The organism is Caulobacter sp. NIBR2454 (assembly GCF_027474405.1).
GTDB lineage: Bacteria > Pseudomonadota > Alphaproteobacteria > Caulobacterales > Caulobacteraceae > Caulobacter.
Genome location: NZ_CP114871.1, coordinates 2,998,041 through 3,018,809, shown reverse-complemented (window position 1 = coordinate 3,018,809; position 20,769 = coordinate 2,998,041). Strand labels below are relative to the sequence as shown.

General features: G+C 67.6%; 23 protein-coding genes. 13 read left to right on the top strand and 10 right to left on the bottom strand.

Going from position 1 to position 20,769, the window contains the following annotated elements:
- Positions 1-27: 27 nt before the first annotated feature.
- From O5K31_RS14690 to ygfZ, 8 genes are all read right to left on the bottom strand, one after another.
- Positions 28-897 (bottom strand): NAD(P)H-hydrate dehydratase, encoded by an 870-nt coding sequence (locus O5K31_RS14690; RefSeq protein WP_269714488.1) that lies wholly within the window; start codon positions 895-897, stop codon positions 28-30.
- Complete coding sequence (locus O5K31_RS14685) at positions 894-1,655, bottom strand: histidine phosphatase family protein (protein ID WP_269714487.1); 762 nt, start codon at positions 1,653-1,655, stop codon at positions 894-896. The genes O5K31_RS14690 and O5K31_RS14685 overlap by 4 nt, the downstream gene beginning before the upstream one ends.
- A gap of 31 nt (positions 1,656-1,686) precedes the next feature.
- Positions 1,687-2,763 (bottom strand): site-specific DNA-methyltransferase, encoded by a 1,077-nt coding sequence (locus tag O5K31_RS14680; RefSeq protein ID WP_269714486.1) that lies wholly within the window; start codon positions 2,761-2,763, stop codon positions 1,687-1,689.
- A gap of 348 nt (positions 2,764-3,111) precedes the next feature.
- Complete coding sequence (locus O5K31_RS14675) at positions 3,112-3,702, bottom strand: ribonuclease HII (RefSeq protein WP_269717070.1); 591 nt, start codon at positions 3,700-3,702, stop codon at positions 3,112-3,114.
- Positions 3,703-3,716: 14 nt separating this feature from the next.
- On the bottom strand, positions 3,717-4,301 hold the full coding sequence (locus O5K31_RS14670) for a DNA-3-methyladenine glycosylase I (protein WP_269714485.1): 585 nt from the start codon (positions 4,299-4,301) through the stop codon (positions 3,717-3,719).
- Positions 4,301-5,167 (bottom strand): alpha/beta fold hydrolase, encoded by an 867-nt coding sequence (locus O5K31_RS14665; RefSeq protein ID WP_269714484.1) that lies wholly within the window; start codon positions 5,165-5,167, stop codon positions 4,301-4,303. The genes O5K31_RS14670 and O5K31_RS14665 overlap by 1 nt, the downstream gene beginning before the upstream one ends.
- A 78-nt stretch (positions 5,168-5,245) precedes the next feature.
- On the bottom strand, positions 5,246-5,611 hold the full coding sequence (locus O5K31_RS14660; RefSeq protein ID WP_269714483.1) for a PRC-barrel domain-containing protein: 366 nt from the start codon (positions 5,609-5,611) through the stop codon (positions 5,246-5,248).
- Between the two features lie 60 nt (positions 5,612-5,671).
- A complete protein-coding gene (ygfZ, locus tag O5K31_RS14655; protein ID WP_269714482.1) occupies positions 5,672-6,454 on the bottom strand; it encodes a CAF17-like 4Fe-4S cluster assembly/insertion protein YgfZ in 783 nt (260 codons plus the stop codon).
- A 57-nt stretch (positions 6,455-6,511) separates the two neighbouring features.
- Here ygfZ and O5K31_RS14650 point away from each other — a divergent pair, with 57 nt between their 5' ends.
- Positions 6,512-7,558, top strand: a complete 1,047-nt coding sequence (locus O5K31_RS14650; RefSeq protein WP_269714481.1) for a glycosyltransferase family 9 protein — start codon at positions 6,512-6,514, stop codon at positions 7,556-7,558.
- Positions 7,559-7,593: 35 nt separating this feature from the next.
- Complete coding sequence (locus O5K31_RS14645) at positions 7,594-8,928, top strand: dihydroorotase (protein WP_269714480.1); 1,335 nt, start codon at positions 7,594-7,596, stop codon at positions 8,926-8,928.
- Between the two features lie 519 nt (positions 8,929-9,447).
- Here O5K31_RS14645 and O5K31_RS14640 read toward each other — a convergent pair.
- Positions 9,448-10,770 carry a hypothetical protein gene (locus O5K31_RS14640; RefSeq protein WP_269714479.1) on the bottom strand — a complete coding sequence of 441 codons (1,323 nt, stop codon included), beginning with the start codon at positions 10,768-10,770 and terminating at the stop codon, positions 9,448-9,450.
- A 134-nt stretch (positions 10,771-10,904) separates the two neighbouring features.
- Here O5K31_RS14640 and O5K31_RS14635 point away from each other — a divergent pair, with 134 nt between their 5' ends.
- Genes O5K31_RS14635 through O5K31_RS14615 form a run of 5 tightly spaced genes read left to right on the top strand, consistent with a single transcriptional unit; the run spans position 10,905 to position 14,755 of the window.
- On the top strand, positions 10,905-11,990 hold the full coding sequence (locus O5K31_RS14635; protein ID WP_442867722.1) for an MBL fold metallo-hydrolase: 1,086 nt from the start codon (positions 10,905-10,907) through the stop codon (positions 11,988-11,990).
- 56 nt (positions 11,991-12,046) lie between these two features.
- The gene (locus O5K31_RS14630) at positions 12,047-12,484 is read left to right on the top strand and encodes a MarR family winged helix-turn-helix transcriptional regulator (RefSeq protein ID WP_269714477.1); all 438 of its coding nucleotides are present in this window, start codon (positions 12,047-12,049) and stop codon (positions 12,482-12,484) included.
- Positions 12,485-12,503: 19 nt separating this feature from the next.
- Positions 12,504-13,274 (top strand): enoyl-CoA hydratase, encoded by a 771-nt coding sequence (locus O5K31_RS14625; RefSeq protein WP_269714476.1) that lies wholly within the window; start codon positions 12,504-12,506, stop codon positions 13,272-13,274.
- 45 nt (positions 13,275-13,319) lie between these two features.
- Entirely contained in the window at positions 13,320-14,279 is a 960-nt protein-coding gene (locus O5K31_RS14620; RefSeq protein ID WP_269714475.1) for an SDR family NAD(P)-dependent oxidoreductase, read from the top strand.
- Entirely contained in the window at positions 14,276-14,755 is a 480-nt protein-coding gene (locus tag O5K31_RS14615; protein WP_269714474.1) for a GNAT family N-acetyltransferase, read from the top strand. Before O5K31_RS14620 ends, O5K31_RS14615 begins: the two co-directional genes overlap by 4 nt.
- Here the strand turns inward: O5K31_RS14615 and O5K31_RS14610 are convergent.
- Positions 14,752-16,020, bottom strand: a complete 1,269-nt coding sequence (locus O5K31_RS14610) for an MFS transporter (protein ID WP_269714473.1) — start codon at positions 16,018-16,020, stop codon at positions 14,752-14,754. The genes O5K31_RS14615 and O5K31_RS14610 overlap by 4 nt on opposite strands.
- 211 nt (positions 16,021-16,231) lie before the next feature.
- Here O5K31_RS14610 and O5K31_RS14605 point away from each other — a divergent pair, with 211 nt between their 5' ends.
- The 6 genes from O5K31_RS14605 (at position 16,232) to O5K31_RS14580 (ending at position 20,769) form a co-directional block, all read left to right on the top strand.
- The gene (locus O5K31_RS14605) at positions 16,232-16,765 is read left to right on the top strand and encodes a GNAT family N-acetyltransferase (RefSeq protein WP_269714472.1); all 534 of its coding nucleotides are present in this window, start codon (positions 16,232-16,234) and stop codon (positions 16,763-16,765) included.
- Positions 16,766-16,794: 29 nt separating this feature from the next.
- A complete protein-coding gene (locus O5K31_RS14600) occupies positions 16,795-17,367 on the top strand; it encodes a DUF1285 domain-containing protein (protein ID WP_269714471.1) in 573 nt (190 codons plus the stop codon).
- Positions 17,364-18,008 carry a CoA pyrophosphatase gene (locus O5K31_RS14595; RefSeq protein WP_269714470.1) on the top strand — a complete coding sequence of 215 codons (645 nt, stop codon included), beginning with the start codon at positions 17,364-17,366 and terminating at the stop codon, positions 18,006-18,008. The genes O5K31_RS14600 and O5K31_RS14595 overlap by 4 nt, the downstream gene beginning before the upstream one ends.
- A gap of 81 nt (positions 18,009-18,089) precedes the next feature.
- Positions 18,090-19,310, top strand: a complete 1,221-nt coding sequence (locus tag O5K31_RS14590; protein WP_269717069.1) for a CCA tRNA nucleotidyltransferase — start codon at positions 18,090-18,092, stop codon at positions 19,308-19,310.
- 50 nt (positions 19,311-19,360) lie between these two features.
- The gene (locus O5K31_RS14585; RefSeq protein ID WP_269714469.1) at positions 19,361-19,999 is read left to right on the top strand and encodes an Isoquinoline 1-oxidoreductase subunit; all 639 of its coding nucleotides are present in this window, start codon (positions 19,361-19,363) and stop codon (positions 19,997-19,999) included.
- Positions 20,000-20,076: 77 nt separating this feature from the next.
- Positions 20,077-20,769 (top strand): hypothetical protein, encoded by a 693-nt coding sequence (locus O5K31_RS14580; RefSeq protein WP_269714468.1) that lies wholly within the window; start codon positions 20,077-20,079, stop codon positions 20,767-20,769.

Here is a 20,769-nt window from a genome sequence, read left to right as displayed (position 1 = left end):
CGAAGGCCGTCTCGAAGGACGCAGGGCCTAAGCCAGCTCGCCCATCAAACCCGGGACCTCTGCGCTGATCTCCCGCGCAAGGAATCCCAGCGGGCCGATCTTCCTAGCGAGCACTTTCCCTGCTTCTCCGTGCAGGTACACACCAAAGGCGGCCGCCTGCGCCGGCCCGGCCCCTCGCGCCAGCAGGCCGGCGATCAGCCCTCCAAGCACATCGCCGGAGCCAGAAGCCCCCAGCCCCACGCCGCCGCCCGGGTAACGCCAGGTTTGACCATCCGGCGCCGCGATATGCGTGGCCGCCCCCTTCATGACCGCCACCGCGCCATAGCGCTTCGCCGCGCGCTGGGCCGCGCCAAGCGGATCAGCCTCTATCTCTTCCTTTGGCCGCCCGGTCAGTTGAGACATTTCGCCGGCATGCGGTGTCAGCACCACGCGACCGTCCAGCGCCGCCAAAAACTCGCGCCCGCTCTCCGCCGCCGGTAGAGCCCCGGCGTCCAGAACGAAGGCCGCGTCCGATTCCGCCGCCAGCAGCTCGAGCGCGATCGCTTCGCCCTCATCCATGGTTCCGGGCCCGACGAGCACGGCCTTGCAACGGGCTACGTGCTGGACCAGCGCCTTCACCGATTTCGCGGTGATGGCGCCGTCGTTGGATGCCTTAAGGGCGAAGGCGCGGGCCTCCGGCACAGACAGGCTCAGATGTGCGGCGATCTGCTCGACCGTGGCGACCTGCAGCTTGCCAGCCCCGGCACGAAGGGCGGCGGTCGCGGCCAGCACCACGGCGCCGGGAATCTCGGCATGTCCGCCGACCACCAGCACCTGGCCGCGCTCCTCTTTACCGCCGTCTCCGGGCTGGGGAAGGGGCCATTGGCGCAGCAGGTCGGCTGTAATCTCGTCGGTCATCGCGCGGCCACCGACGGGTCGGGCTGCACAGTGACGGGGGCGCCGCCCTCGTCCAGGGGAGCCGTGAAATTCCAGCGGGTCAGCACCAGACCGCCGTCTCCCTGGTCGGGCCTGAAGCGATATTCCGTGACCCCGCAATTGGCGATGTCGGCCTCGCGATCGATGGCCAGAATCTGCTCCTCGGTCAGGCTGTCGAGCAGGTAGCGCATGCACAGAACCACCACCTGGTGCGCGACGACCATCACCCGCTTGCCGCTGTGGTGCAGGCTGATGGTGTCCAGCACGCTGCGCAGGCGCAGGATCACGTCGCACCAGCTCTCCCCGCCCGGCGGCCGGTGATAGAACTTGCCCAACAGACGACGAAATTCCGCCTGTTCCGGGAACTCGGATTCGATGCCCACGCGGGTCAGCCGGTCGAGGACGCCGAACTCTTTTTCGCGCAGCCGCTCGTCGATGCAGAACAGGCTGTTGGCCCTGGCCAGCCCGCCTTCCTCGCGGATCAGTTCGCTGGTGGCGATGGCGCGGGCATAGGGGGACACCAGCAGGGTCTGTGGCCGCTCATGCTCCGGCTGCTTGGCGAACCAGCGTCCGAGCGCGCGCGCCTGATCCTCGCCCAGGGGGCTGAGCGGCACGTCCATGTCGCGATGAGCGATGTCGATGCGGCCGAGGCCGGCCGCATCGGCGGCGTCGCGGGCGACATTGCCCGCGCTCTGTCCATGGCGGACGATCCAGAGGGTGTCAGGCCAGCGCTGCTCCATGGCGAAGGTAATTCGCCATGGAGCGTGCGGTTCAGTTCATCTCCGCGCGGACCTTGGCCCGCAGGACGTCGATGGGGGCCAGACCCTTGTCGGTCTTGAAGTGCCAGTAGGTCCAGCCGTTGCAGGCGGGGGCCGACTGGACCATCGCGCCGACCTTGTGGATCGAGCCGGCCAGGTCGCCGACCACCAGGCTGCCGTCAGCGCGCACCTTGGCCGCGCGCTCGCCCTTGGGGTCGAACAGCATGTCGCCGGGCTGCAGCAGGCCCGCCTCGACGATGTGGCCGAAGGGCACCCGCGGCTCAGCGCGCTTGGAGCCCATGACCTGCAGGTCCTCGGGCGCGATCGGGATCACCTTGGAGATGCGGTCGCGGGCGATCTCGACATATTCGGTCTCGCGCTCGATGCCGACGAACTGGCGGCCCAGGCGCTTGGCGGCCGCGCCGGTGGTGCCGACGCCGAAGAACGGGTCGAGCACGACGTCGCCCGGCTTGGTCGAGGACAGGATCACCCGGTGCAGCAGCGCTTCGGGCTTCTGGGTCGGGTGGGCCTTGTCGCCGGCGGCGTTCTTGATCCGCTCGTCGCCCGTGCAAAGCGGCAGGGTCCAGTCCGAGCGCATCTGCACGTCGTCATTGGCCATCTTCATGGCGTCGTAGTTGAAGGTGTAGCGCTTGCCGCCCCGGCTCTTGGCCGCCCAGATCATCGTCTCGTGGGCGTTGGTGAAGCGCGTGCCCTTGAAGTTCGGCATGGGGTTGGACTTGCGCCAGATCACGTCGTTGAGGATCCAGAACCCCAGGTCCTGCACCGCGACGCCGACGCGGAAGATGTTGTGATAGCTGCCGATCACCCAAAGGGCGCCGTCGTCCTTCAGGACCCGGCGGGCGGCCTTCAGCCAGTCGCGGGTGAAGGCGTCATAGGCGGCGAAGCTCTCGAACTGGTCCCAATGGTCGTCGACCGCGTCGACTTTCGAGTTGTCGGGACGCAGAAGATCGCCGCCCAACTGCAAGTTGTAAGGCGGATCAGCGAAGATCAAATCGACGCTTTTCTCGGGAAGGGCGTTCATCTGCTCGATGCAGTCACCCTGGATGATCAGTTCCGGCCCGAGCTTCATAAGGCTCTAACGCTCCCGTTTACGCGAAGAGGTTGAATCTGGCCGCCGCGTGGTTAGCGCGTGGATAAAAAACATGGTGAACGCGCTGTTAATCTTGCCAAGTCGCAAAACTTGAGTCCCTCATTCACATGCCGAAAGGCTGGAGGGAACTAATCATGCGCAGCCAAGCCGATGGGGCGGTATGGCGGCCAGAGGGCGATACATGGACGCGGGCCTTGGCTCGGTGCTCCTCGCTCGAGGCCTTGGTATTTGCAGCCGCAGGGCTTTTCGCCTTCGCGATCGGAGCCTTTGCGGGCCCGTTTAGCTAGACGACGGTCGGGAGCCGCCGTCGCAAGACGGCGGTTCTGATCAGAGGTCTTCCAGCGCCGCCCGCAGCGGCGCCCACGTCATCCGATGGATCGGCGACGGTCCGAGTCTGCGGATTGCTTCCAGATGAGTCGGCGCGCCGTAGCCCTTGTGGCTGGCGAAGCCGTAGCCCGGATGCACGGCGTCCATCTCGATCATCAGGCGATCGCGCGCCGTCTTGGCCAGGATCGAGGCCGCCGCGATGGACGCCGACACGCCGTCGCCGCCGACCACCGTCTTGATATCGCAGGGCAATTTGAACTTGTAGTTGCCGTCCACCAAGGCGAAGACCGGCTTGACGCTTAGGCCCTCGACCGCCCGGCACATGGCCAGGCCCGTGGCGTGCAGGATGTTCAGCTCTGCGATCTCGTCCACGCTGGCGAAGGCCACGGCGAAGGCGAGGGCGCGGGCCTTGATCTCGAACTCCAGATAGTCGCGTTGCTTGGTGGTCAGCTTCTTGGAGTCGTTCAGGCCTTCGGGAATGTGATTGGGGTCGAGGATCACCGCCGCCGCGCAGACCGGCCCGGCCAGCGGCCCGCGCCCGGCCTCGTCCACCCCGCAGACGGGGGCGGGGCAGGCGGCTTCGAGCAACATGTCCGGAATCGACTTCACGTCGCGCTCATAGCCTCGCATTCGGCGTGACGGAAGCAGCAGGTCAGGTGGTCGTTGACCATCCCCGTGGCCTGCATGAACGCATAGACGATCACCGGGCCGCAGAACTTGAAGCCCCGCGCCTTCAGCGCCTTGGCCATGGCCTCCGCCTCCGGGGTTTTCACCGGGACCTGCGACCTGTCGTCCCAGCGGTTCTGGATCGGAACGCCGCCGACGAAATCCCACAGGAACTTGGAGAAGTCCTCGCCCCGGTCGCGCATCGCCAGATAGATTTTCGCGCCGTTGATGGCGGCCTCGATCTTGGCGCCCGAGCGGATGATGCCCGCGTCGGCCATCAGGCGGGCGCGGTCGTCGTCGTCGAAGCGGGCGACTTTCTCCGGGTCGAAGCCAGCGAAGGCTGCGCGGAAGTTCTCGCGCTTCTTCAGGATGGTGATCCACGACAGGCCGGCCTGGAAGCCGTCCAGCACCAGCTTCTCCCACAGGGCGCGCGGGTCGTACTCAGGAACGCCCCAGTCAGTGTCGTGATAGGCCTCATAGACGGGATCGCCCGCCATGCCGTGCCAGATGCAGCGCTCGACCATCAGCCGGCCAGGAACGCGTCGATGGCCGCATTCAGCGCCGCCGGCTGGTCGATCATGATGAAGTGATAGCTGTTGTCGATCTGGACCATCTTGGCCTTGGCCGGCGCATAGGCGGCGGCGTACCAGGCCGGGTAATTCGCCGTGAACGGCAGGGTCGGGTCGACCGGATAGACCACCGTCAGCGGTGCCGTGATCTTCGTCAGTTCGGGCGACAGGTCGGTGGTCAGGATTTCGTGCATCGAGCGGGCCTGGACGCTTCGGTCGCTGGTCAGGCCCTGGCGGACGATCTCGTCACGGGCCGCCTCGGTCTTGACCATGCCGGCGATGGTCTGGCGGGTGCGGGCCTCATAGTCCGCCTGTGGACCGCTTTCCAGCCCGGCCTTGATGGCCGCCGCCCCAGCGGCGACCTGCTCGGGCGTCGCCGTCGGGCCGAAGAAGGCCACCGACAGCTTGGGGAACATGTCGATCACCATCAGGCGGCCGACCAGGTCCGGATGTCGCGCGGCCAGCATCAGCCCAATGGTCCCGCCCATGGAGTGGCCGATGACGGCGGGCTTCTTCAGCCCCTTGGCGGTGATGTAGGCGGCCAGCTCCTCGGCGACGCCCGCCGCGACGGCCCCATCCTTGTTCCCGGCCGTTGGCGCCCCGGCGAATCCGCCGAGCTGAACCAGATGCAGACGATACTTGCCCTGCAGGTGGGCGACGGTGCCGTCCCAGACCGTGCGGGACGAGGTCAGGCCTGGGATCAGGATCACGTCTGGGCCAGAGCCCTTAACCTCGACGGTGAAACGGGGCTCGGCCGCGTGCGCCGCGCCGGCCGTGGCGGCGGCGAAGGTCGCGGCGGCGATGAAAGTGCGGCGGTCCATGAATCCCTCCCAGACAGGAAGGGGAAGCTAACCGCCGCCTCGCCGCCGCGCCAGAGTCGCGGTTAGCGGATTTCGGTCCTAGCCCTTCCAGTCTGGCAGGGCGGTCAGCTGAGCCTTGGTCAGCTTGGTGCGGACGATGTAGTCGTCATTGTCGGCCGGCTCAGGGGAGACAGTCACATCGGCCAGGGCGACCACGACCTTCTTGTCCAGGCCCATGCGGTCGATCTCGATGACCACGGCGGTGGGCTTGCCGGCGGCGTCTAGCAGGACATGCTCGACCTCGCCCGCCTTCTTGTTGGCGGAGTCGATGACATCGGCGTCCTCGACCTGGCCGACGGTGTAGGCGCCCTTGGCCGGGACGTTCTCGTCACGGGCGACGACGGTCTGGGCGAAGGCGCTGGCGCCGATCGCGGCGACCGACAGACCGAGAAGCAGGGTCTTCATGATTGAACTCCTTTGAATTGAACGGGAAGCGAACGGTTCATCCGCTTCCACGGTTCCGCTTCAGAGGAGCCAGTCGGGCCGCTCAACCGTCACCGGACGCCCATCGACGGTCAGGGCAGCGCCCTCGATCCGGTCCAGCCGCAGCAGGGCCATGGCGTGGCCATCCATACCCGAAAGCACCTCGCCCGCCCGCAATTCGCCGGCCAGAACCTCGGCTCCGTGAGGGGGCGGCGGGCCGTCGAAGGTGATGGGCAGCATGCGGTTCTTGATCTGGCCCCGACGCTTCATGCGCGAGGTCGTCTCCTGGCCGACGAAGCAGCCCTTCTTGAAGTCGATCCCGGCCAGCAAGTCGAAGTTGGCGTCGATAGGATAGGTCTTGTCGCCCGCCCAGTCCGCGGGTCCCGGAACGCCCAGGGCCAGACGGAAAGCCTCATAGTCGGCCTCGGTCGCGTCAGTCTGGACATCCAGGCCATAACCGCGCGCGCCCAGCTGCGGCCGGCGGGGATCGATGATCCAGCTCTCGCCCGGTGTCTGGTTAAAGAGGGCGAACACTGGCGCGTCGTCGGCGGCGATCTCCACCTTCGCCCTTAGGCGGTAAAGGGTCAGCCGCTGGATCAGGGCGTCGCGGTGTTCGACTGCGACATCCAGCCAGGCGCCGTCGTCGCGTCCGATCACGAACAGGTCGAACATCAGCCGGCCTTGCGGCGTCAGCAGGGCGGCGAACCTCGCCTCGCCCGGCTGCAGCGTCAGCACGTCCTGGGTGAGCTGCCCCTGCAGGAAGGCCCGCCAGTCAGGGCCGGAGAATCCGATCAGGGCGCGGGAGGATAGGCGGGCGATGCTCATGACTGCCATGTGGCGCCGTGACGCCTTTAACGCCAGTGGCTCGTGCTATCATTAACCATGGGCCGACCGAACTTTCCGATTCTCTTCATCACCGCGACGCGCATTGGCGACGCGGTCTTGTCGTCGGGTTTGGTCAAGCGCCTGGCTGATGAAATCCCCAACGCCCGCTTCACCATCGTCGCCGGTCCGGTGGCCGCGCCCCTGTTCGCGCAGGTTCCCAACCTTGATCGCCTGATCGTCATGGAGAAGGGCAAGGGCAAGGGCAAGGCTCACTGGTTCAAGCTGTGGAGCCAGGTGCGCCACAAGAAGTGGGGCCTGATCGTCGATCTGCGCGGCTCGGCCATCAGCGGCTTCCTGCGCCGTGATCGACGGGCGGTGCATCGCAAGAACTTCGGCGACCCGGTCCACAAGGTGGTCGAGGCCGCCCGTGTGCTGACGCTGGAGGACGACCCGCCGTCGCCCTTCCTGTTCACTTCCGACGAGACCGAGGCCCGGGCCGATCAGCTGACGGCCGGCGAAGGCCCCATCCTGGCCATCGGCCCGTCGGCCAACTGGATCGGCAAGGTGTGGCCAACCGAGCGCTTCGGTCAGACGGCAAAGTCGCTGCTGGCGGGACCCCTGGCCGGCGGTCGGCTGATGGTCCTGGGCGGCAAGGAAGACCGGATGATCGCCGACGAGCTGATCGCCGCCTTCGCCAAGGATCAGGTCATCGATCTGGTGGGCCAGGCCGACCTGCTGACCGTTCATGCCTGTCTGAAGCGGGCGCGGCTGTTCATCGGCAATGATTCCGGCCTCATGCACCTTGCGGCGGCGGCGGGGACGCCGACCGTCGGGCTGTTCGGACCGTCCGACGACCTGCTCTATGCGCCGTGGGGACCAAGGTCCCGGGCCGTGCGGGGGCCGCGCGAGTTCGAGCAGTTCGTCCAGCTGGACCCCGATCTCAACCAATCGATCCGCCATATGATCGATCTGCCGGTGGCGAGCGTGCTGGAAACCGCTAAAGAGCTTCTGACGGCGACGGCCGAGCAGCCCGAACCCGCGGCGTCCGAACCGGCGCCGAAACCGAAGAAGACGCGGACCAAAAAGGCGGCCGGCCAGGCCTGACCTTCCTTCGCGTCGGCAAGACGCGGAGCGAGACCATGGCCCAGACCTTTGACCTGATCGTGCGTGGCGGCGAGGTGGCCAACCATGCCGGACGCGGCCTGGCCGACGTGGGCGTGGTCGGCGGCAAGATCGTCGCCATCGGCGACCTGTCACAGGCTTCGGCCGGCGAGGTGTTCGACGCTTCCGGCCTCACCGTCCTTCCGGGCGTCATCGACAGCCAGGTCCACTTCCGCGAACCCGGCCTGGAGTGGAAGGAAGATCTCGAAAGCGGCTCGCGCGGCGCTGTCCTCGGCGGCGTCACCGCCGTGTTCGAGATGCCCAACACCGAACCCAACACCACCGATCCCGCGACCTTGGCCGACAAGCTGGCGCGGGCGAAGAACCGCATGCACTGCGACCATGCCTTCTACGTCGGCGGCACGCACGAGAACGCGCAGTTCCTGGGCGAGCTTGAGCGCCTGCCCGGCTGCTGCGGGATCAAGGTGTTCATGGGCGCCTCCACCGGCACCCTGCTGGTGCAGGACGATGAAGGGGTGGAGCAGGTTCTGCGCCACGTGAACCGCCGCGCCGCCTTCCATTCCGAGGACGAATACCGCCTGGCCGAGCGCCGGCCTCTGGCCCGCACCGGCGACTGGACCAGCCACCCGGAAGTGCGCGACGAGATCAGCGCCATGCAGTCCACCGAGCGCCTGGTGCGCATCGCGCGCGGCCTGGGCAAGCGCATCCACGTCCTGCACGTGACCACGGCCCAGGAGGTCGAGTTCCTGGCCAGGCACAAGGACGTGGCCAGCGTCGAGTTTACGCCCCAGCACCTGACCTTGACCGCGCCGGAAGCCTATGAGCGGCTCAAGGGCTACGCCCAGATGAACCCGCCGATCCGCAGCGCCGAGCACGTGGCCGGCCTGTGGCGCGGCCTGGCGTCCGGCGTCGCCGACGTGATCGGCTCCGACCACGCCCCCCACACCATCGAGGAGAAGGCGCGGCCCTATCCGGCCTCGCCGTCGGGGATGCCGGGGGTGCAGACCCTGGTGCCGATCATGCTGACCCACGTGGCCGAGGGCCGCCTGACCCTGGAGCGGTTCATCGACCTGACCAGCCACGGCGCTAACCGAATCTTCGGTCTGGCTGACAAGGGACGCTTGGCCGAGGGTTACGACGCCGACCTGACCATCGTTGACCTCAAGGCCGACCGCACGATCCACAGCGCCGACCAGGCCACCCGCGCCGGCTGGACCCCCTTCGACGGCTTCCAGGCCAAGGGCTGGCCCATGGCCACCATCGTGCGCGGCACGGTGGTCATGCGCGACGGCGAAGTCATCGCCGAAGGCCGCGGCGAGCCCGTGCGCTTCCTGGAGACGCTGGCGGGGTAGACTCTTCTCCTGCCCCGCACGCTTCAGTGCTGGGCATTAGAAGAGGCGACTTATCCCCGTCTTCCAGCGCTCAAGTATTCTTCTACCCATCCCGTCGTGGGGAGGGCGCGTGGCCACGTGTCTCGTTGCGGCGGGAGCGGACTCCCCCTGGAGGCCGACGACGCCGGGTTTTCTGCCATCGAAGGCGTCGATCGCAGCGTCCAGGACAAGGATCCGCGCGGAGCGCCGGACTTCTTACCGCAACTCCAACACACATCGAGCGAAGACCGACCGCTCCGCAGCCCTCCCATCACCTTCCGGGTTAGACCCGAGAGGCGGCAAAGCCGTGCCAAATTTCCCCCTCGTCTTCGCGCGACTTGTTCGGGCGACCCATGCCGTGACGGCGCCTGGATGCCCCGGACGAGCCGGGGCAAGACGGGTTGAGAGTTCCCAAAGGATCGGGCACGCCGCCCTCCAGACGTAGAAAACCCCGCCGGATCACTCCGGCGGGGCTCCTACAGTTTCCGGTCGGAACCGGACTTATTTCTTCGGCTGGTTCGTCGGCAGCTTGCAACCGCCGCCCACGCCCTTGGCCTGAACGCAGCTCAGGAGTTCCTTGGGCTGATCCGAGCCTTTAGGGAAGACCAAAACCCAACCCGGCAGACCGTCCGAGCAAGCCGCTTCCAGATAGCCGTCCGTATCGGTCGAGCCGATGGCGCGGACGTCCGAAACCTGGCAGCTGCCCTTGCCGAACTTCACCAGGTGCTGGGTCAGTTTCGGATAGAGCGGGTCCTTCTTGGTGAAGGAGCAGCGGTAGCCGGCGAAGTCGGCCTGGACGCAGTCGTAGATCTTCGACGAGGTGGCGCCGAATTCGGCGATGGCGCCGTCCGGACGGTTCGAGCATTGCAGTTCGACCACTTCGACGCCGCTGACGCGGGCCGGCAGCATGCCGTACTTGGCCACGTCGCATTCGAAGCCGGCCTTTTTGGCCAGGCGGGTGTAGAGGCCGGCCTGCTCGGTCTGCGCCGCGCGGGCGTCGGTCAGGGTGCAGCCGCCGCCGACGAACTCGGCCTGGGCGCAATCGATGGCGCGGGCCAGCTTGCCGTCCGCGCCTTGCTGGAACATGTAGCCCTTGCCGTCTTCACAGGAGGCTTCGAAGTAGTTCGAGCCGTCCTTGGTGCTGAGGACGTAGCGCTTGTCCTTGATGGCGCAGTTCTTGCCCGAAGCGGCGGACAGCTGGTCGATCACCGCCAGTTGGGCGGCGCGATCGGTGAGGGTGCAGGACACGTTGCCGCCCGGCTCGTAGAGCAGGCACGACTGCATCGCCACGTCCTGGGCCGGGTTCGGCGGGGACGAGGTGCTCATGATGTAGCCAGCGCCGCCCTTACAGGCGACTTCGAAGTAGGCGGCCTTGGCGCCGGCGCCGATGGAGCGGGCCTTTTCAATCTCGCAGGGCACGCCGGCCTTGGCGACGAAAGGCTTGATGCCGGCCAGGGCGTCGGCGTTGCCCGGCAGCTTGCATTCCAGACCCGTCGGCTTGCCGTCCGGGCGGGGTTGGCCGGTTTCGAGGCAGGTGAAGACGCCCGGCGTGGAGCCGTCCGACTTGCCCACCACGATGTAGCCGCCGCCTTCCGAGCAATTCACTTCGTAGAAGCTCGAATCGATCTTGGTGGCCTTGTCGGTGTTCTTGGCGATGAAACGCGCATCGGCCAGGGTGCAGGCGAGGCCCGCGCTCTGGAGGACGGCGGGCGCCTCGGCCATGCCTTGCGCCTTGGTTTTGTCTTCCTTGGGCGCGGCCTGAGCGGCTCCGCCCAGGGCGGCGGCGGCCATCGCAGCGGCCAGCGCTATCCCGAACAGCTTCATGGGTATCGTTCTCCTGGACATTCCCCGAGCCGCCCATAAGCGCGACCGCCGCGACAGGGTCAAGACGGCCGTGCGGCCTTAGGGTTGGACCTGGCCCTCTAAACGCCGATGATGGCGAAAAACGGGAGAAGATGTTGCGGGACGGATTCGATACGCCAGAGGAACCAGTCGCCCACGAACCGCGCAGGGCGCGCCTGACCTACCCGTTCGAGGTCGCTCCCGAATCAGGTTCGGGTCAGGCGGTGGAGGTCGCGCCGGGGGTTTTGTGGCTCCGCCAGCCGCTGGGCGGCTCCCTTGGCTTCATCAATGTCTGGGCGATCGAGGACGGCGAAGGCTGGACGATCGTCGATACGGGAATGGCCACGCCCCAGACCAAGGACGGCTGGCGCGCGGCGTTCGCCGACGCGATGGGCGGCCGGCCGGTCACCCGCGTCATCGTCACGCACCTGCATCCCGATCACATCGGTCTGGCCGGGTGGATGACCCGCAAGTTCGACTGTCGCCTGTGGATGACCCGGCTGGAGTATTTCCAGTGCCGGATGCTGGTGGCCGACACCGGCCGCGAGGCGCCGCAGGACGGGGTTCGCTTCTACCAGGCAGCGGGCTGGGACGAGGCGGCGATCGAGCATTATCAGGTCAAGTTCGGCGGCTTTGGCCGGGCTATCCACGCCTTGCCCGACAGCTACCGACGCATGGTCGATGGCGAGACCTTCGAGATCGGCGGACGTCCCTGGACGGTGGTGGTCGGCTCAGGCCATTCGCCGGAACATGCCTGCCTGTGGCAGCCGGATTTGAAGCTGCTTATCAGCGGCGATCAGGTGCTGCCTAAGATATCGTCCAATGTCTCGGTTTTCCCCACGGAGCCCCAGGCCGATCCGATGAACGACTGGCTGACCTCTCTGGCGCGCCTGAAAACCATCGTGCCGGAGGATGTGCTGGTCCTTCCGGCCCACAACGACCCGTTTCACGGCCTGCATTCGCGCATCGATCACCTGATCGCGGGTCACGAGCGGGCGCTGGGGCGACTGGAGAAGAACCTGGGCGAGGCGCCGCGTCGGGCGATCGACGTCTTTTCCCTGTTGTTCGCGCGGGTGATCGGGCCCGACGTGCTGGGCATGGCGACGGGCGAGGCGGTGGCGCACCTTAATTGCCTTGTCCATCGCGGTAGCGTGACGGCCGAGCCGGACGATCACGGCGTGCTCTGGTACCGCGCCGCCTGAGCATCATCACGCAAGGCGCTTGATATTTCGCGCGCGAACTATATTCTGGAATTGAGATGACGAAGCCAATCGACCGTCGCTGGTACTTCCTGCTGTCCTCCGGGCAGCGTCGCGTCCAGCGATGGGTGGAAGGGCACATGTCCAAGACGGACGGCATCACCGCCGCCCAGGCCGGACTGCTGTTCTTTCTGGGCTCCCGCGACGGGGCTCTGATCGGCGAGGCTGCGGAGGCGCTGGACGTGGCGCCGTCGGCCATGACCGGCCTGGTGGACCGCTCCGAGCGGGCCGGGTTGGTCGAGCGCCGCCCCGACGCCGAGGACGGCCGCTCCCTGCGGCTGCATCTCACCGAACGAGGCCGGGAAGCGCGATCCACCGCGAAGGCTGGCCTCACCGAGATCAACGAGAAGCTGACCGACGGCTTTTCGGCGGAAGAGATGGAGGTCGTCAGCCGTTGGCTGACCAGCCTGTCCGACAAGTTCCGCCGGGCCGACTAGAAAAGATCCGAGGACCAAGATGACCGAACCCGTTCGCGTGGCTGTCGAAGACGGCGTGATGCGCCTGACCTTCGCCCGGCCGGACAAGAAGAACGCCATCACCAACGCCATGTACGGCGTGCTGGCTGACGCCCTGGAGCAGGCGGAGGGGGACGATGCGATCCGCGCCGTGCTGATCCATGGCGAGGGCGGGGTCTTCACCTCCGGCAACGACCTGATGGACTTCGCCGCTCAGGCGACGGGCGCATTCTCGGGCGAACGGCATGTGCTGCGCTTCCTGTCCGCCTTGGCCTGGGCGACCAAGCCGCTGGTCGCGGCGGTCGAGGGTCTGGCGGTCGGCGTCGGCACGACCATGCTGCTGCATTGCGACCTGGTTTTCGTGGCCAAGGACGCCAAGCTGACGACCCCCTTCGTCAATCTCGCCCTGGTGCCGGAAGCCGCCTCCAGCCTGCTGCTGCCGCAACGTATCGGCCACGCCCGCGCCTTCGCCATGTTCGCCCTGGGCGAGGCGCTGGACGGCGAACAGGCCGCCGCCCTCGGCATCGCCAACGCGGCCCTGCCGGCGGGAGAGGTCCTAGCCCGCGCCGAGGCGGCGGCCCGCAATCTCGCCACCCGTCCCCTGGGCGCCGTGGTCGCCACCAAGAAGCTGATGCGCGAGGCCGCCGTTATTCAGGAAGTGATGGACGTCGAGGGCAAGATCTTCGGCGAACGCCTTCAGACCGCCGAGGCGCGCGAGGCCTTCACTGCCTTCGTCGAGCGTCGTGCGCCCGACTTCAGCAAGGTGGCCTGATCCCGGGGGCGTGCTAGCGTTTCCCAAAACATAGGGAAACGCAGGATGTCCGACCGCATCACCTCGCCTTTCGGGCGCAAATCCACCGCGCGCGAAGTCGTCGCCGACCATGACCTGACCGGCCGCACGGCCATCGTCACCGGCGGCGCCACGGGCATCGGGATCGAAACCGCGCGAGCGCTGGCCGAGGCGGGCGCTGACGTGGTCATCGCGGTCCGCAAACCGGACCTCGCCGAGGCGGCCGTCGCCGACATCGCCAGGACCGCCAAGGGTAAGGTCGAGTGGTCGATGCTCGACCTCGCCAGCCTGGGTTCTGTCCGTGCCTTCGCTGATCGGTGGGACGGGCGGCCGCTGGACCTGCTGATCAACAACGCCGGCGTCATGGCGTGTCCCCTCGATCGAACCGAGGACGGGCTCGAGATGCAGATCGGCACCAACCACTTCGGCCACTACCTGCTGACGGTGCTGCTGGCCCCGGCGCTGGAGAAGGCGTCGCGGCCGGGGCGCACCTCGCGGGTGGTGTCGCTGTCGTCCATCGGGCACCGCCGCTCAGGGGTGAACTTCGACGACCCGCAGTACCGCCAGCGCCCCTACGACAAGTGGGAGAGCTACGGTCAGGCCAAGACCGCCAATTCCCTGTTCGCCGTCGGTTTCGACAAGCGGTTCAAGGACCGGGGCGTGCGCGCCAACGCCGTGATGCCGGGCGGCATCCTGACGCCCCTGCAGCGCCACCTGCCGATCGAGGAGCAGCAGGCTCTGGGCTGGCTGGATGAGCATGGCAAGGCGCGCGAGGGCTTCAAGACGCCGGAGCAGGGTGCCTCGACCTCCATCTGGGCCGCTGTCGGGCCCGAGCTGGAGGGCGTCGGCGGCCTCTATCTGGAGGATTGCGCACAGGCTCTTGCCTGGTCGAAGGAGCAGCCCTGGGCCGGGGTCATGCCCCACGCCCTCGATGCTGAGGCGGCGGAGCGGCTGTGGGCGCTTTCGCAAGAGACCACTGGCGCATGACCATCACGCTGCGCCGCGCCGGACCGAGCGACATCGATCTGGTGTTCAGCTTCGTGCGTGACCTGGCCGAGCATCAGGGCGACCTCGACCACATGCACGCTACCCGGGCTGATCTGGCGGCCGCTTTGTTCGCGCCGCAGCCCCACGCGTTCTGCGACATCGCCGAGCGGGATGGCGAAGTCCTGGGCGGGGCGGTGTGGTTCTACACCTTCTCCACCTGGACCGGCCGGCGGGGGATCTATCTTGAGGACCTGTTCGTGCGGCCGGCGGCGCGCGGGTCGGGCGCGGGGCGCGTCCTGCTGGCCAGTCTGGCGCGCCGTGCCGTCGAGGAGGGATGCGCCCGCGTGGAATGGGCGGTGTCCAACCACAACGTCGATGGCGCGGCTTTCTACGCCCGGCAGGGCGCGGTCGGTCAGGAGAGCTATCGCATCTGGCGCCTGGACGGCGAGGCGATGCAGGCGTTGGCCGAGGGCTAGGTCAGCCGGTCGGCCTTGCGCAGGACAGGGAACAGCTTGGCCCACAGGGCGGTGACCGCCAGGGCTCCGGCCCCGCCCACGACCGCCGCCGCGACGGGGCCGATAAAGCGCGCCACAAGGCCGCTCTCGAACTCGCCCAGTTCGTTGGATGCGCTGATGAAGACCCCCGACACGGCCGCCACCCGGCCGCGCATGGCGTCGGGGGTGACGATCTGCACCAGGGTCTGGCGGATGAAGACCGAGACCATGTCGGCGGCTCCAAGCACGACCAGGGCCGCGACCGACAGCCAAAGATATTTCGACAGGCCAAATACGATTGTCGCGGCGCCGAACAGGGCCACGCCGGTGAACATGGCGATGCCCGCATGCCGGCGGATCGGAACGGCGGCCAAGTATATGCCGACGATGGTCGCCCCTATGGCCGGCGCGGCGCGCAGGATGCCAAAGCCCTCCGGCCCCACATGCAGCACGTCGCGGGCGAACACGGGCAGCAGCGCGGTGGCGCCGCCCAGCAGCACGGCGAACAGGTCGAGCGAGATCGAACCGAAGACGATCTTGTTGCCCCAGACATAGGCGAGCCCTTCCTTGATCAGGGCCACGCGCGATCCCGGCTGGGCCTGGGGCTTGGTGTTGGTCCGGATCAGCGAAAGGAGCACGGAAGCGGTCAGGTAGAGAACCACCGATCCGCCGAAGGCGAGCGCCGGAGAGATGGCGCACAGCAGCCCGCCGATGGCCGGGCCGATGATCGAGGCCGACTGCCAGGCCAGGGAGTTCCATGCGATGGCCCGGGGCAGCAGCTCGCGGGGGACCAGCATGGGCGCCATGGCGCTGTTGGCCGGCGACAGGAAGGCGCGGGAGGCGCCGAACAGCACCGAGGCCGCGAAGATCGGCCAAAGGCCGGTGTGGCCGCTGAACGCCAGCCAGGCCAGGACGCCGGCCGTGCAGCTGTCCACCAGGATCGAGATCACCACAGTCCGTCGGCGGTCATAGCGGTCAGCCGCCTCGCCCGCGATCAGGGTTAGGCAGAACAACGGCAGAAACTGCGCCAGGCCGATCATCCCGACCCAGAAGGCGCCCTCGGCCACGCTGTGCCCGGTCTCGCGGGCCAGGGCGTAGACCTGCCAGCCCAAGGCTACGGCCTGGATCTGGACGCCGAGGATGGCGATGAAACGGGCCGCCCAGAACTTCGGAAAATCGGGCTGTCGGAGCAAAGCCTTGAGTGAGGCGGCGGCGGGCGCGTCAGCGCTTTGGGAAGGCTCGGTCATGGGCGGGCGCAACATGCGCCGCGACCGGCGGCATGGCAACGCTGTTGACCCGGACCGTCATGAGCCTTATGCGCGCCGGTCATCTTTGATGGATATGTGGGGCCGGCATGCGACGCCAGCGACGAACCCCGCGCTCGACGCGCTCGTAACGCCTCCCGGCCGCAATGGAACGGGAGCCAACCCTCCCGTCTTCCGTTCGCTTGCCAGGCCTATGACCATCAACACCGCTTCTCTCGACGCCGCCTACGAAATTTCCCTGGAGACCCCGGCCGACGCCGCGGCCATCGAGGCGCTGCTGAACCGCGCCTTCGGTCCAGGCCGTTTCGTGAAGGTCTCGGAACGCCTGCGGGAGGGCAATCGGCCCCTGTCGGACCTGTGCCTGACCGCTCGCTCTGACGGCGAGGTGGTCGGGTCCGTGCGGCTGTGGCCGGTGCAAATCGGCGGAGCGCCCTGCGCGTTTCTTGGCCCTTTGGCCGTCGACCCCTCCCGTCAGGGCGAAGGCCTGGGCCAGGCCCTGGTTGCGGCCGCCTGCGAGGCCGCGGCTTCGGCCGGCTGGCCGGCGGTGCTGCTGGTGGGGCATCCGCCGTTCTTCGCCAAGGTCGGGTTCGTCCAGGCCTCCACCGACATTCGCCTGCCGGGGCCGGTAGAGGCGCGGCGGCTGCTGATCCGCGCCCTGCGCGACGGCGGGGCGGACAACCTGGCTGGCGATGTCGTGATCGATCCAGCCTCGGCGCCGCTTTCCTGATCGCAGGAACGGGCCTAACTGAAGGTTCGATGACGCAGGATCAGAAGACCGGGCTGGATGGCGTGGCCGAGGCGGCGAAAGCCGCCGGCGCGCGCGGCCTGCCGCCGGTCCACCTTTGGCATCCTGAACATTGCGGCGAAATCGACATCAAGATCGCCAGGGACGGCCTGTGGTTTCACGAGGGAACCCCCATCGGCCGCGAGGCGCTGGTCCGCCTGTTCTCCACCGTCCTGCGCAAGGACCCTGACGGGTTCCACCTCGTCACGCCGGTGGAGAAGATGCGCATCCAGGTCGAGGACGCGCCTTTCATCGCCGTGCGTGTCGATCGCGTCGGCGAAGCCTTACGTTTCTTGACCAATGTCGGCGACGAGGTCGAGGCGGGGCCGGAAAACGAAATCCGCGTCGAGATGGAGGCCGCTACGGGCGAGCCGCGACCCTACCTGCATGTGCGCCGGGGCCTTGAGGCTTTGATCGCTCGACCGGTCTTCTACGAACTGGTCGAGATGGCGGTCGAGCGCGATACCCAGGATGGCCGCCGCTTCTGCGTGGCGTCCAACGGCGTCTGGTTTCCGGTGGGGCCGGCGGGAGTGGGCGGTTCGTGAGCGCGCCGTTCCGAGCGGCTGAGCAGCGGGCCTTCATCACCAGCCGCCTCGACACGCTGCGCAGTTTCGATCCCGACTGCGGGGGCGGCTTCCGCTCCGACTTCGACCTCAATCCCGAAATGACGGTGATGGAGCCGGTGAAACTGCGGGAGGCGGCGGTGCTGGTCCCGTTGGTCGAGCGGCCGGATGGGCTGACGGTGATCCTCACCCGCCGGGCGGACACCCTGCGCAACCACGCAGGCCAGATAGGCTTCCCTGGCGGGCGCATCGATCCTGGCGAGACGCCATGGGACGCGGCCCTGCGCGAGGCGGATGAGGAGATCGCCCTCAACCCCGCCTTCGTCCAGCTGGCGGGACTGTCGACGGCCTATCGCACCGGAACCGGCTACCATGTCATTCCCGTGGTGGGGTTCATCCAGCCTGGCTTTACGCTGACCGCCAGCGCGGCGGAGGTGGCGGACGTGTTCGAGGTCCCCTTCGACTTCCTGATGAACCCGGCAAATCATCATCAGCAGTCCTACGATATGCCGGACGGGACCAAGCGCTGGTTCTACGCCATGCCTTGGGGCGACCGGTACATCTGGGGCGCCACGGCGGGCATGCTGCGCGCCCTGTGGGACCGCCTTTACGGCGAGGATTGAGCTTCCGCCGGGGCAGGGTGCTAGGCTGCCGCAAAAGTGAGGGAGCGTAGCGTGACCGACAGTATCGGCGTGCGGCCGTGGATGAGCGATCCAGCCACCCAGGCGGTGATCAACGCGCTGGAGGCGGCTGGCGGCGCGGGCTGCGCGCGGTTCGTCGGCGGCTGTGTGCGCAACACCCTGCTGAACCGGCCGGTGGACGACATCGACATCGCCACAAGTCTGCTGCCCGACCAGACGATCAAGGCCATCGAGGCCGCCGGCCTGCGCGCGATTCCCACGGGGATCGAGCACGGCACGGTGACGGCGATCAGCAACAGCCGCCCCTTCGAGATCACCACCTTGCGCCATGACGTGGAGACCGACGGTCGCCACGCCGTGGTGGCGTTCACTGACGACTGGGCGCAGGACGCGGCGCGTCGTGATTTCCGCCTCAACGCCCTCTATGCCGACGCCACGGGCCTGATCTTCGACCCGACGGGCGAGGGCGTGGCAGACGCCAAGGCGGGCCGCATCGTCTTCGTGGGCGATCCGGCCACGCGGATCGAGGAGGACTATCTGCGCATCCTGCGTTTCTTCCGCTTCTTCGCTCTGTACGGTCGCGGCGATGCGGATGCGGCGGCCCTCGCGGCCTGCGCGGCGGCCAAGGAGATGCTGGCGCGCTGCTCAGCGGAACGCATCGCCAAGGAGCTCCTGAAGCTGCTCGCCGCCGATGATCCAAGGCCCGCCGTGCGCCTGATGGCCGCCAGCGGCGTTTTGGGCGTGGTGTTGCCCGAGGCGGGGAGCCTGGCCCGCTTTGAAGGCCTTGTGGAGGTCGAGACCGAGCAACTGTTCACCTGCGACCCTGACCTGCGTCTGGCCGCCCTGGCCGCAGGCGATGAAGCCGCCGTCGGCGCCATGGCCGACCGCCTGCGCCTGTCCAACGCCCAGAAGAGCCGCCTCCAGGCCGCGGCGGGACAGGAGCCCCGGATCGTCAGCTGGATGAGCCCGCGAGAGGCCCGCCGCACGATCTACGCCCTGGGGCAGAACACCTTCGCCGACCGGATCAAGCTGGCCTGGGCCGCCGCCGATCGCTCAGCTGTGACGCCGCAGTGGCGGGGCCTGCTGGCCCTGGCCGAAACCTGGACACCGCCGCCGTTCCCGATCAGCGGCGACGAAATCCTGTCGGCCGGCGTGCCGAAAGGACCGCTCGTCGGCCAGGTTCGGCGTGAGGTCGAGACCTGGTGGATCGACCAGGATTTCCTCGACGACAAGTTCTCGGTCATCGAGCGGCTGAAGGCCGTCGCGCAGGGTCTGGCCTACTAGAGGCAACCCAAGGCCAAGCCAGACCGTTGTGCGCCATGGAGGCAAGGTCCATGCGCGCACACACCCTCATGATGCTGACTGGCGTCGTCGCCCTCACCGGAGCAGTCGCTCTCTCGAGTGGACAGGCCGCGGCGCCCAAGGCCGTTACGCCGCAAGGTTTGAAGCCTGTCAGCGCCTTCACCGCCATCGCTGATCCGACGGCGCGGTCGCAGGCCCTGTTCGTGGAGGCGGGCAAGGTCATTCAGCACCCTCGCTGCATGAACTGTCACCCCGCAGACCGCACGCCGACGCAAGGCATGGCCATGAAGCCGCACAATCCGCCGATGAAGGCCGGAGAGGCCGGCCATGGCGTTCCCGGTCTGCCCTGCCTGTCCTGCCATCACGCGAAGAATGTCCCGGCCATGGGCGACAATATCCGCAGCGTGCCAGGGGATCCCAAGTGGGCGCTGGCGCCGATCGAGATGGCCTGGCAGGGCCGGTCGCTTGGCCAGATCTGCGCTCAGATCAAGGACCCCGCGCGCAATGGCGGCAAGACCTTGGCCGAGCTGCATCACCATATGGCCGAGGACCATCTGGTCGGCTGGGGCTGGAATCCCGGCGCAGGGCGGGAACCGGCGCCTGGCGACCAGAAGCGCTTTGGCGAACTGATCAAGGCGTGGATCGACACGGGCGCCGCCTGTCCCGCCTGAAGCGTGGATAACAGCGTCGTTACAACCGGAAATTGGATTCAAGGCTAAGCTTCGTTCGTCCTATGGGAGGAGCGGGCATGCTGAACGACAATCTGCAGCTTCTGATCACCGCGATCCTGGCGACCGCCGGGCTCGGAACTGCGGCCATGGGTCTTGTGGAGGCGATCAAGGCCGTTCCTGGCTGTTGGCTTTCACGCATCGGCTTCAAGCGGATACTGGCGGTGACGCGCCAGTTCGACGGCACGCTGAAAGCGGCCGTCGGCCCGGATTGGGAATCCATGCTCGCCGCGCATTGGGTCAACGGCCGGCCGCGTCAGGAACAGAAGGCGATCATCCGCGCCCTGCTGCGCCTGGGCCTGGTCGATGGGGCGATCGAGCAGCTCGCCAAGGCCGGAAATGTCCGGGAGACCAGTCTCAAGGCGGTGGCTGGCAAGCTGCAGGCCGGCGGCGACCTGACGGACGTCGAACTCACCCTGCTGGGCCGGGTCGAAGCGGTGGTGGAAGCCAAGCTGGACGCCGCCTTCGACATCGCCGAGCAGCACTATCGCAACGCCGCCCGGCTGTGGGCCGCGTTCTTCTCCATTGTTCTGGCGCTGGTGGCGTGGGCCTTGCTCCAGCAATCGTTCACCTGGTCGGAGGCCATGGGCCGCGACCTGCTCGTCGCCCTGGCCGCCGGCGCCGCGGCGGTGCCCATGGCTCCGGTCGCCAAGGACCTGATCGCGGCTCTGTCGGCCTCCGCCAAGGCGGTGAAGGCGGCCAAGGCCCTGTAA